Origin of the sequence: Rickettsia argasii T170-B, from assembly GCF_000965185.1 — a bacterium.
Lineage (GTDB): Bacteria > Pseudomonadota > Alphaproteobacteria > Rickettsiales > Rickettsiaceae > Rickettsia > Rickettsia rickettsii.
The window spans coordinates 54,939-67,444 of the sequence record NZ_LAOQ01000004.1 but is presented as its reverse complement, the minus strand read 5'-3'; the positions used below and the strand labels follow the sequence as shown (position 1 = coordinate 67,444).

The window sequence follows — 12,506 nt, the reverse complement described above, 5'->3', positions numbered from 1 at the left end:
CCACGTTTGTTGCATCGTTTATTGTTGAATATAAGGATGAGGTTACACCGATAGGTCTCTTAATACGAATGATGGAGAATGTCTTTAACGTTATTCCCGTATAGATAAGGTCTTGTTACATGGATCAGGTTTCTTTCTGTTACGCTGTGACTTGATCGTGAGATGACAGAGATGGAATCGATCTTTAAACTTATGTCTACGCGAAAATGCAACTGAGAACCACGCAACGTTGCCTTACTTCTGCAGGATAAGACTGTTTGTGCCTTAAGAAAGCATAATATTTGTACAAACTATTCTATATAGTAATCAATAGTGATTTGTGTCAAGTCAAAAATCTAAAAAAAAAATAAATATTTATATTGAATAAATTATTATTCTCGTGTCTACTTAAGTGAAGATTCTATACACTGAATATGGTGTCATTTTTTCAAAATAAGCATTATAAATAACGCCTACAACCCCATTAGTACTAATGAACACGCTTAAAAAAAATAAATTTCAAATCACTATAAACAACAACCATAACAATTTACTTACTCCTTTCGGTAAAGCTATTCTGCGAGATCGATATCTTATGAAAGGTGAGGATTTTCAAGATTTATTTGCAAGAGTTTCTAGTTATTATGCCGAAAATAAACAGCATGCTCAGAAGTTATATGAATATATGAGTAAAATGTGGTTTATGCCAGCAACACCAATCTTAAGTAACGGCGGAACGGATAGGGGACTTCCTATTTCATGCTTCTTAAATGAGACCGATGATAGCTTAGACGATATAGTAAATTTATGGACAGAAAATGTTTGGCTTGCTGCACGCGGTGGCGGGATTGGCAGTTATTGGGGTAATGTTCGTGCTATTAATGAAGGGATTCGTGATAAAGGTCATTCATCCGGTATTATACCGTTTATTAAAGTAATGGATTCTATGACTCTTGCTATTTCGCAAGGTTCTATTAGACGAGGTTCATCGGCTGTATATTTGCCTATTAATCATCCTGAAATTGAAGAATTTATCGATATAAGACGTCCGACAGGTGGGGATGTTAACCGTAAAGCTCTTAATATTCATCACGGTATAGCTATAACCGATGAATTTATGAAAGCAGTTGAAAACAATACGGATTTTGACCTTGTTAGTCCTGCTACCAAAAAAGTCGTAAATAAAGTTAGAGCAAGAGATTTATGGGTTAAGTTATTAACTACTAGAATAGAAACGGGTGAGCCTTACTTGTTATTTATCGATAGTGTTAATAAATCTATCCCTGAGCATCATAAAAAATTGGGGCTTCAAGTTAAAATGTCTAATCTTTGTAGCGAAATTACATTGCCGACGGGAATTGACCATCTAGGAAAGTCAAGAACTGCTGTTTGCTGCCTTTCCTCTTTAAATTTAGAGTATTACGAAGAGTGGAAAGACGATAAAGAATTTATCCATTCTATTATGTTGTTCCTTGATAATGTTTTAGAAGACTTTATTAATAAAGCACCGGATACTATGGCAAGAGCTAAATATTCGGCTTTACGTGAGCGAAGCGTTGGACTTGGCGTAATGGGCTTCCACTCATTTTTGCAAATGAAAAAAGTACCGATAGAATCGGTTATGGCAAAAGTTTGGAATAAAAAAATATTTGAATATATATCTGCTGAAACTGATAAAGCCTCAATAGAAATCGGTAAAGAAAAAGGAGCATGTCCTGATGCTCTAGATGCAGGAAGTAATGAACGATTTAGTAATAAAACCGCAATAGCACCTACCGCCTCAATTTCGGTAATAGCAGGTAATGCCTCACCAGGAATAGAGCCGTTTGCCGCTAATAGCTTTGTACAAAAGACTTTAACCGGTTCTTTTAACGTGCGTAACAAACATTTAGAAAAGTTATTAGAGGAGAAAGGAAAGTTATTAGAGGAGAAAGGATTTAATAATGATCAAGTTTGGTCTTCGATTGCAACACATGAAGGATCAGTACAACATTTAACATTTTTATCCGAAGAAGAAAAACAGGTTTTCAAAACCGCTTACGAAATTGATCAGAATTGGCTAATTGAACTGGCAAGCGATCGTACTCCTTACATTACGCAAGCACAATCTTTAAACATCTTTTTACCGGGGAATGTTAGTAAGAAATATTTAAATAATATTCATTTTAAAGCCTGGACAAAAGGAGTAAAAAGTTTATATTACTGTAGATCTACATCAATACAGCGAGCCGATAAGGTCTCGCATGACGTATTAAAGGCCGATTTTAAAGATTTAGAGGAACAAAACGATAAGTTATCAGAAGCCGGTAACTACGAAGAATGCTTAACTTGTCAGTAAGTATAATATAATTATTCAAAGATATTTTTAGACCCAACAAATGATGTAGCATTTAAAAAATTGTTTACGGATAAAACAAGGTGACTAGGCTTTCTCAATAATATTATGAGGTTACCTGAAGAGTTAAGGATTATCGACCTTGAATATATTTCAAACGAACAAGTGCCGGATTTAGGGCAGAATAAAAGGAGTATAGTAGACGTAAAAGTTCGAGATAACTCCGGCAATATTTATATTGTTGAGATGCAAAACGGCTATGCCGATGCTTTTTTAGCAAGAGTACAAATTTTACAGTTGTATAGCATTTTCTTCGCAATTAAAAAGAGGAAAAGAATATGCTGGTCTAGCTCCTGTAGTAATGGTAGTAATTACTTCTGGATTTCAGGCATTGCCCGAGGAAAAAGAATGTATTAGCTATCATCAAACTATTAATGTCGGCAACGGTAAGCATCAACTGAAATGCTTGTCTTACGTATTTGTTGAATTAGACAAATTTACCAAAGAAGCAGATGAGTTAGAAAGTTTAGAAGATGATTGGTTATATATGATGGCTAAATTCGATAGAGCAAAAGAACCCCCGCAACATACAAAAGATGAAAATGGTACTATCAGTTTATAAAACTATTGGATAATTTAACTGGAGTAAAGCAGGATATGATAATTATATTAAAGCGATGCTGGATACTCAAACGGAAGAGTTAAATCAAAAAAGTAAATATAATGAGAGGAAAGCTGAGGGTATTGAAATTGGCGACACTAGAAGAAATACAGAAATAGCAAAAGAAATGTTAGCGGATAATGAGCCGATAGAGCAAATAATTAAGTATACTAAGCTTTCAAAAGAAGAAATAGAAAAATTAAAAGAAAAAAAATTATGTCACTACTTGATGCAAATCCAATTTATAAACCGTTTTCATATCCATGGGCATATGAAGCTTGGCACACTCAACAAAAAATTCATTGGTTACCGGAAGAAGTACCGCTTGCCGACGATGTTAAAGATTGGAAATATAACTTAACTCCAGGGGAAAAACATCTATTAACGCAAATATTTCGTTTTTTTACACAGGCAGATATTGAAGTAAATAATTGCTATATGAAGCATTATTCACGAGTATTTAAACCGACTGAAATATTAATGATGTTATCGGCATTTTCTAATATGGAAACGGTACATATCGCGGCATATTCACATTTACTTGATACGGTAGGTATGCCGGAAGTAGAATATTCAGCATTTCTTAAATATAAGGAAATGAAAGACAAGTATGATTATATGCAGCAATTCGGAGTGGATGCCAAAGAAGATATAGCAACTACACTCGCAGTATTTGGAGCTTTTACTGAAGGATTACAGCTATTTGCTTCTTTTGCGATCATGCTTAATTTCCCTCGTTTTAATAAAATGAAAGGTATGGGACAGATTATTGCTTGGTCAGTGCGTGATGAAACACTTCATACTAACTCAATTATTACTCTGTTTAAGACTTTTGTAAGAGAAAACCCTGAAGTTTGGACAGAAACTTTACGTAAACGTATTTATGAAGCTTGTACGACTATTGTGCATTTTGAAGATGCCTTTATTGAACTTGCTTTTGAAGTTGGCGGTATTGAGGGATTAACGGCATATGAAGTAAGACAATATATTCGTTATATTGCTGACCGTCGTTTAATGCAGCTAGGACTCAAAGATGTATATTTGGTAAATCATAACCCCCTTCCTTGGCTTGATGAAATGCTAAACGGAGTCGAACATGCGAACTTTTTTGAAAATAGAGCAACTGAATATTCAAAAGCAGCGACTACCGGTTCATGGGAAGAAGTATTCACTGAGATGGACGCCAAAAGCGGAGGCTAAATAATATACTTAGATAGCACTTGAAAAATTGGCAGCCATGTCTTTGTAAGTCCTAGGATGCTGAACGTGTTGTGTCGAAGTATACATATTAACAACAACAATAACAAAAAATTAAAAAATACCTAATCTTTATTTTTAAAAATTTTTTAAAATAGATTTAGAATACTTAAAACATTTCGAGTAATTTTATGGCTGTTATAAATAATAAGAACTATCAAAAAGTTGTAGAAAAAGTTTTATCTTCTTCTAAACTTAATAAAGTACTAAAGAGTGTAATTCAGGACTTATCATCTTCAAAGAGTATAAGCTTAAGAACGATATTACTCGGAGCAAGATTTATTTTAACTAATCCTGTAAATACTTATAATCTTGTTAAGCTTGCTAACTCTTCTAAGATATATCTTGATCCGGAATTTCAAAAATCACTTCTTAAACAATCTCCAATATGGGAATTTTTAAAAAAACATTCGGATGATTTGCCTAAAATAGGTCAAATCTTAGCAAATGCAGGCTTTAGAGAATTTCAAGATAAAAGTGCTTTAGATGAAAAGGGACTCGAAATACTAAAAGAATGTTTTAAAAATGAACAAGTACTTAAAAAACTTCAAGAAATTGCAGTTGAAGTAAAGCAAGAGCTACCGAACTGGAATAAAGTGACTTCTAGAACTTTAGATATGTTGGTTACCGATAAAAACTTCCAAAAATTCTTTAACGAAAAGAGTGAAGATATTACGAAATACATACGTACAGGAGCAATTGAAATACTTCCAAGCGATTATATAAAAACTTTTGATGATATATTACAAAAACCTCAAAGTAATGACACATATGCAAAAGTTATAAAAATATTTAATGAACATCCTGAGTTTAAACAAGAGCTGGCTAAAAATATAAACAATCCTAATACTCTAAAAAGATTTAATAAGTTATCTCCTGAAAAACAAATAATTATTGAAAATTTTTTAGAAGAAGCAAAAGAACAAGCTAAACCTTTCTTAAAAGAACATTTTGAAACCTACAAAATTGATCTTAAAATTTTAGATATTATTCCTACTTTATTAAATAAAATACCTGAGACAAAAGAGATTTTTGATACTCTTAATGCTCCAAATCAAGGTGTAATGATATCTCTTGAGAAATCCTTAGAAATGGTAGCTGGTGATGATAAATTAAAAAGTTTTTTTGCTAATAATAAAACAATCTTACCAAATATTGCTTTAGGTATTATTGAAAATACTCCTAGCGTACAAAGCATAACAAAAGAATATAATTTTGATAAACAAATGCTTAGTATTGTAGGCGAAGTTATGTCAAAACCGGAAATTGCTCATGAGATTATTGCAGACTTAAATAAAGGTGATTATATGAGTTTAACCGGTAATATAATCTCTGCCCTTAATGATCCTTCATTTAAATTAAAAGATATATTAGTAGAGCAAAATAAAGAAGGTCTATTTGATAATTTAATTACAGGAGTTTTAGAACAAGATGCAAAAAATAGCCAAACTATAAAACAACAACTTATAAATTATGGTCTGGAAGCGAGTGATGTTACAAAGCTAACGAGCATCATGCCTATATTACTTGATAAATCTGAATCATTAAAAAAGGTTTTTCGAGATTTTATTAAAGGTGATTATACGGGAATGGCAAAAGAGTTAATAGCTTTAACTAAAGATAATCCTGAAATTAAAAAATATTTAAACAATAATAGAGAAATATTTGCAAGTATTTTAGATAAAACTTTAGTAGAAATACCAGGTATAAATAACCTTGATAAGAAAGAATTATATAATGTACTTCCATCAGTGTTAAACCATCCTAATGAATTAGTTAAAATTATAGAAGAGGTTGAAAAAAGTAATTATAGTGGGGCTGCTAGTGCTATATATAATCTAGCTCAAAAAACAAATTATTTGGAAGGGCAATTGCCGAATATTATAAAAGCAGGTTTTAGCTATGCTACTGAAAAAGTAAAAGACGTATTTAGTCCATCACAAGATTTTAAAGATAAAACTATAGATGAAATTACTCTTAGAAATAATTTACATAAAATACAAAATGGAAAATTCAGCTTAGAGGGAGCTATATTAGTAGGTAATTTATCTAATATCGACTTCTCAGGCGTATCATTAAAAAATGCAGATTTAACTAAAGTCACTTCTTTAAAAGATTGTAATTTTAAAAATATTAATTTAGCAGAAGCTAAATTACCTGATAATTTAATGCTACTTACTGATACTTACAATCTTGATAAGGCTATCCCTCCTTTAGTACCTAAACTAATTAAAGAACAACAAGCAAAATTAATTGATAAGGCAATTGATAAAGTATTTTTACAAATACAAGCTGAAGGAAAAAGAAATGTACTTAGTAAAAAAAAATTTGCTCAACAAGTAAAAAGATTATATGAAGAAAATCAAACGATTAAAGATTATATTATAGAAAAACTAAATTCACTACCTATGAATATGGTTACTAACCTAGCTACTCCTAGAACAAATCAATATAAACATATTACAAATCATGTACATTCTCCATTACAAATATTGAACCCTTTATATGAAAATATTACAAATAAACAAAATATTAAGAGTAATTTATTGGCAAATATTTTAAGCGAGAAAATATCACAAAAGCTTTTTGATAAAGGTGATAATAGAGGTGAAGATTTTTACATGATGCATCAGATGCTAAAACCTATCGTTTCTGAATATTCTAAAGAAAATCCTGATAATATAAATAATTTTTTAGAGCCAAAAAATCTAGAAAAGTTAGCAAGTAATATTGCCTCTACTTTATATTCTAAATCTAAATATACTGGAGTAGGCACTATCACCGGTGGAATTTATTTACCAAAAGAAATCTTCAATGAACAGTTAAAAGATAACTTTAAAAATGAGTTCAAAAATATTAATAAATTAAATGTTTTAAAAGAAGCAAAAAATATAGTTTCAAATTTAGATAGTAAAGATAATCACGATAAATCACATACTTACGCATCATTACCTACAAAAAGTAAACAAATACAAAGATAACTCCATAAATCTTAGATCAAATTGATTTAATTACCATATTATGTAATATAAATTAAAATATTTAAGTAGTGCTTAATTTATTTCTTTTAATCAATTTTAAGATAATTTAATGTTTCTGTAATTAAATATATTTCATTATTTTTATGGCAGTTACAAATTCCATTAAAGATATTAAATTAAAGAATTTTAATAAAACTGTTAAAAGGACATTATCTTCTCCTGATGCAGAAAGGCATTGACAAGCTTTATTTATGACCTTGCATCTCCAAAGAAAAAAAATATTACCAGTTAGTATAGGAGCATTATTAAAAGGCGCGAAGTTTGCCTTCACTAATCCCGTAAATAGTTATAATCTTGTTAAACCTGCAAGCTCCTCTGAGATATATCGTAATTCAAAGTTTCAAAAATCTGTTCTTGAAAAATCCAAATATAGGATTTTCTAAAAAAACATGCCGATGATTTACCAAAAATAGGACAAATCTTAGCAAAAGCAGGTTTTAGAGAATTTCAAGAAGGTAGTTTTCTAGATCACAAGGGTCTCACAACATTACAAGAATGTTTTAAAAATGATGCTGTACTTAAAAGCCTTCAAGACATTGCACTTGAGATAAAGCAAGAAGTACCGGACTATAATAAAGTAACTTCTAAAACATTAGGAATGTTATCCACGGATAAAAATTGCTTAGAATTTTTTAATGAAAAAGGTGATGATATTGTGCATTACATAACTGCAATACTTCCAAGCGACTATATAAAAGCTTTTGATGATATATTACAAAAACCTCAAAGTAATGACACATATGCAAAAGTTATAAAAATATTTAATGAACATCCTGAGTTTAAACAAGAGCTGGTTGAAAATATAAACAATCCTAATGCTCTAAAAAGGTTTAATAAATTATCTCCTGAAAAATAAATAATTATAGAAGGTTTCTTAATAGCAACTAAAGAACAAGCTAAACCTTTCTTAAAAGAATATTTTGAAAGCTATAAAGTTGATGTAGATACTATTCCTACTTTATTAAATAAAAAGCCTGAAACAACAGAAATTTTTGATACTCTGAATGCAAATCAAGGAGTAATGGTGGCTCGTGAGAAATCTTTAGAAATGGTAGTGGATGACGATAAATTGAAAAGTTTTTTGCTGATAATAAAACAGTCTTACCAGATATTGCCTCAGCTATTATTGAAAATACTCCGAATATACAAAGCATGACGCAAGAATATAATTTCGATAAACAAATGCTTAGTATAGTAGGTGAAGTTATGTCAAAACCGGAAATTGCACATGCTATTATTACAGATATAAATAAAGGCGATGATATGACAGTAACAAGCCGTGTAATTACTGCTTTTAACGAACCTTCATTTAAGTTTAAATATATTAGTAGAGCACAGTAAAGAGGGGTTATTCGATAATTTAATTAAAGGCATTTTAGAGCAAGATGAAAAAAATAGCCAAACTATAAAACAGCAGCTTGAAAATTATGGACTAGAAACAAAAGATACTACAAAACTGATGAATGTAATGCCTATATTACTTGATAATCCTGAATAATTAAAAAAGGTTTTTGATGGATTTGTTAAAATACGGGAATAGCTAAAGAATTGGTAATGTTAACTAAAGATAATCCCGAGATCAAAAAATATTTAAACGATAATAAGGAAATATTTACAGGTATTTTAGATAAAACTTTAAAAGATGTACCAGGTATAAATAAGCTCGATAAGAAAGAATTATATAGTATACTAACACCTATGCTCAATCAACCGGATAAGCTGATTCAAATCTTAGAAAATATTGAAAATAAAAAATATATTAATGTTGCTACTAGTGTATAGGTAGTTTAGTTTGGAAAGAAGGGCAAGCACTGAATATTATTAAACAAATACTAAATGTTGTTAAAGCGGGAGTTGGTTATTGTAATCAAAAATCTGATAAGAAACCAGAATTAGAAAATAAAGTTCCGGCTGATGTATTAAAAGAAGCACAAAGTATCGTCTCAAATTTAAATAGTAAGATTAATATTGTAGGACTAAGACAAATACACTTTCCATTACTCCTATTTCCAATAATAAAAAGAAAGAAGAAATACGTAGATAAGCTATATAGTTTTAAAAGGGTTTTTTAAAGTTTGAGTAAATTCTTCTTGGTTAGCATATTCCAATGTGATTTTATCTTGTATCTGATTTTTAAACCAAGTAACTTGTCTTTTAGCATACTGACGGGTTCGTATTTGAGCTGCATTTAAAGCCTCATCTAAAGTGAGATGGCCGTTTAAATAAGCTAAAATTTCTTTTATCCCTACAGCTTTCAAATGCGTATAATCTTTAGGAGCAAATTGCTTTTTTATTAAAGCTATTTCGTCAATTGCCCCTTCTTTAAATATCTTATTTAAACGCTCATCACATGTTTTATATAAAAACTTTCGCTCAGGATTTAAGAAAATAATTTTGAAATTAAAATCAGATAAGATTTGTTCTTTTGGTAAAGTTTGAAAAGAAAAGATAGATTTACCGGTTTGCATGAATACTTCATAAGCTCTAATTAAACGCTGAGTATCATTTTGGTTTATTTTAGAAGCAGCAAGCGGGTCAAGCTTCTCTAATTTACCCCATAATTCTATATTGCCTATTTTAAAATATAAGTTTCTTACCTGTTCTCGTAAATCTTCTGATATATCAGGAATATTATTATAGCCAAAAACTAAAGAATTAATATATAAACCCGTTCCACCTATTAATATAGGTAGCTTACCCCTGTCGGTTATTTCTTTTATTTTTTCTGTCGCAAGTTTTAGATATTTTATTACCGAGAAATCTTCTGTCATTGATAAGAAGTTATATAAGTGATACAAGATTTCAGTTTGTAGCTTTTCGGAGGGGAGGCGGTAATAATAGGAATTTCCTTATAAACCTGCATTGAGTCGATATTAATGATTTCGCCGTTATAAGCTTTAGCCAGTTCATGACCTAAATAAGACTTCCCGCTAGCAGTCGGCCCGCATAATATAATTATACTCTTCTGCTTTGAAGAATTGTTTCTGCAAAACTTCGGATCACCTATTAAATATAGGCTGTGCGTACTTGCTCCTCGTTTTACATTCCCATTCTCCAAATCATTTGAGTATATTTCTTTCTTTGTCACTTGTTTAACTAATAAATACGAACTTGTATCGTTATTGCGAGAAGGCATTGTCTACAAAATCGTCATTGCAAGCCAGCATTTATGCTGGCGTGGCAAGCTCAGGAGTTTTTTTATATTATCTTATAAGATTGCCGCGTCGTTGCTAACGCAACTCCTCGCAATGACGGAAAAACCTATCCATGTAACAACGTCTCGCAGGAATGACCTCATACCCTTAAACGGTTTCATCAGTATTAATAGTATTTCCTCAAGTCTCAGTATTAGCATTACCATCTGCTGGTCCACTAAATATTATTGTACCAAGTTTGTTGTCATAACTAATAGTTGGACCACTAAATAAGCCCGCATCACTGTAGTCAATGGTCAGACTATTTAAACCGTTAGATGTGGCTATGTCACTGTTAAGAGGATTATTAGTAGGCTCAAGGTCTTTATGTTTTATTACTAATGGTGCCTCAATGTTAATATTTAATGTACTTGCACCTATTGGCGTTATTGTAACTAATTTAGTATCAACAAATGAGTGATTGATATCTGAGATTTTTCATATTATTTTTCTTTATATTAATTTAATGTAAGAAAAATATATAAAATAATATTTTAGAAAGCAATAATGTTTTAATAATTAATTAATAACCCGTATTTTTCAAGATATTTATTAATTATAGTGATTATTTCCTCTAAACCATTCTTACTATCTGATTCAGCCCTTGCAACTATAATAGATTCGGTATTAGAGCTACGCAAGAGCCACCAACCATGTGCAGTATTTACCCGTACACCGTCTATATCATTAAACTCTATTTTCTCTTCTAATGATTTTGCTTTAATCTCTTTAATAATTTGTAATTTTAACTCTGAAGGAACAAAAATTTTAATTTCCGGTGTACTATAGCTTTTCGGTACATCCTCTATTATCTCATCTAGAGTTTTACTTGATCTACTAAGTAAATCTAAAAATCTAAGAGCTGCATAAATTGCATCGTCAAAACCAAAATATTTATCGGCAAAGAATATATGCCCGCTCATTTCGCCAGCGAGTAAAGCCTTTGTCTCAAGCATTTTGCTTTTAATAAAAGGATGACCTGTTCGCCATATTATAGGATGTCCTCCATATGATTTTATTTTAGCGACTATAAATTGGCTGACTTTTACATCAACTATTATAGTTGCGTTTGGATTTTCCTTTAAAATATCCTCAGCAAAAATGCATAAAATTTGATCACCGAATAATATTTTACCGCTTGAGCTTATAATGCCGATTCTATCACCGTCACCGTCAAAAGCTATACCAAGGTCACAATTTTGTTCTTTAACCACTTTTATTAGCTCCTGCAAATTAGCAGGATTTGTAGGATCAGGATGATGACTTGGAAAATTCCCGTCAATCTTACTATGTATGATTATATTCTTGTTTGAGAGATGCTTTTTAAGTTCTTCAACAATATCGCCGGTTGCTCCATTTCCACAATCCCAAGCTACTTTTAATTTTGGATTAATGTTTATTCCATCTAAAATACGTTTTAGGTATTTAGATTGTATATTATGGATTCCTGCTTTCGCAGGAATGACATAAGGGTATGCTGGTGTGGTATTGGAGTAGTTATCCAAAATCTTAGTCAATAACTCCTGTATCTGATCACCGAAAAAAGGTTTACCGTTTTGTAGTATTTTAAAGCCGTTATCGTCACGAGGATTGTGTGACCCCGTGACCATAATACTACCGGCGGGTGTAAAGTGTTTATCGGCAAAATATAAAACTGGTGTTGGAACTACGCCAATATTTATGATTTCAGCCCCTGCATTAGTTAATCCTAGTTCTAAAGCTTTACAAAGGTTAGGGGAGCTAAGCCGACCATCTAAACCGACACAGATTTTATCATTATCTTTCATTATAGTCATCTCGGCAAAACCAAAGCCGATTTTATAAGCTACTTCTTCCGTTAAATCTTTAAGGCTATTGCCTCTTATATCATAAGCCCTAAAAATTTCTTTGTTAATTTGCATAGAAAACTGTTTTGAATATTATTACATTGTCATTCCTACAAAAGAGCCTTGTTGCATGGCTCAGAAAACCTACTCGATGTTATCCCCGCCTACGCGGGAATGACATAAAACAATCCATGCAACAACACCTGCAAGTCG

The 12,506-nt window shown here is 31.2% G+C and carries 7 protein-coding genes and 2 pseudogenes; 6 read left to right on the top strand and 3 right to left on the bottom strand.

Going from position 1 to position 12,506, the window contains the following annotated elements; genetic code table 11:
- The first annotated feature begins 472 nt into the window (after positions 1-472).
- The 6 genes and pseudogenes from RAT170B_RS05325 to RAT170B_RS11600 all read left to right on the top strand — a co-directional run.
- A complete protein-coding gene (locus tag RAT170B_RS05325; protein WP_045805800.1) occupies positions 473-2,317 on the top strand; it encodes a ribonucleoside-diphosphate reductase subunit alpha in 1,845 nt (614 codons plus the stop codon).
- A gap of 105 nt (positions 2,318-2,422) precedes the next feature.
- Positions 2,423-2,731, top strand: coding sequence for a PD-(D/E)XK nuclease family transposase (locus RAT170B_RS08910; RefSeq protein WP_014014334.1), 309 nt, complete (start codon positions 2,423-2,425; stop codon positions 2,729-2,731).
- Positions 2,616-2,936 (top strand): PD-(D/E)XK nuclease family transposase, encoded by a 321-nt coding sequence (locus RAT170B_RS10550; RefSeq protein ID WP_186786299.1) that lies wholly within the window; start codon positions 2,616-2,618, stop codon positions 2,934-2,936. Before RAT170B_RS08910 ends, RAT170B_RS10550 begins: the two co-directional genes overlap by 116 nt.
- A gap of 255 nt (positions 2,937-3,191) precedes the next feature.
- A complete protein-coding gene (locus tag RAT170B_RS05315) occupies positions 3,192-4,175 on the top strand; it encodes a ribonucleotide-diphosphate reductase subunit beta (protein WP_045805799.1) in 984 nt (327 codons plus the stop codon).
- A 188-nt stretch (positions 4,176-4,363) separates the two neighbouring features.
- Positions 4,364-7,213 (top strand): pentapeptide repeat-containing protein, encoded by a 2,850-nt coding sequence (locus tag RAT170B_RS05310; protein WP_045805798.1) that lies wholly within the window; start codon positions 4,364-4,366, stop codon positions 7,211-7,213.
- A 143-nt stretch (positions 7,214-7,356) separates the two neighbouring features.
- A pseudogene (locus tag RAT170B_RS11600) lies at positions 7,357-9,147 on the top strand (hypothetical protein); the annotation flags it as partial.
- Between the two features lie 171 nt (positions 9,148-9,318).
- Here RAT170B_RS11600 and miaA read toward each other — a convergent pair.
- The 3 genes and pseudogenes from miaA to RAT170B_RS05280 form a co-directional block, all read right to left on the bottom strand.
- Positions 9,319-10,409: pseudogene (gene miaA / locus RAT170B_RS05285) on the bottom strand (tRNA (adenosine(37)-N6)-dimethylallyltransferase MiaA).
- Positions 10,410-10,608: 199 nt separating this feature from the next.
- Positions 10,609-10,902 carry a hypothetical protein gene (locus RAT170B_RS12175; RefSeq protein WP_146620358.1) on the bottom strand — a complete coding sequence of 98 codons (294 nt, stop codon included), beginning with the start codon at positions 10,900-10,902 and terminating at the stop codon, positions 10,609-10,611.
- A gap of 77 nt (positions 10,903-10,979) precedes the next feature.
- Positions 10,980-12,368, bottom strand: coding sequence for a phosphomannomutase/phosphoglucomutase (locus RAT170B_RS05280; protein WP_045805795.1), 1,389 nt, complete (start codon positions 12,366-12,368; stop codon positions 10,980-10,982).
- Positions 12,369-12,506 lie beyond the last annotated feature (138 nt).

What these genes read in the sequence shown, in the direction of transcription:
- RAT170B_RS05280 (WP_045805795.1), bottom strand. Translation starts at nt 12,368, where the DNA reads ATGCAAATTAACAAAGAAATTTTTAGGGCTTATGATATAAGAGGCAAT.
- RAT170B_RS05310 (WP_045805798.1), top strand. Translation starts at nt 4,364, where the DNA reads ATGGCTGTTATAAATAATAAGAACTATCAAAAAGTTGTAGAAAAAGTT.
- RAT170B_RS08910 (WP_014014334.1), top strand. Translation starts at nt 2,423, where the DNA reads ATGAGGTTACCTGAAGAGTTAAGGATTATCGACCTTGAATATATTTCA.
- RAT170B_RS05315 (WP_045805799.1), top strand. Translation starts at nt 3,192, where the DNA reads ATGTCACTACTTGATGCAAATCCAATTTATAAACCGTTTTCATATCCA.
- RAT170B_RS05325 (WP_045805800.1), top strand. Translation starts at nt 473, where the DNA reads ATGAACACGCTTAAAAAAAATAAATTTCAAATCACTATAAACAACAAC.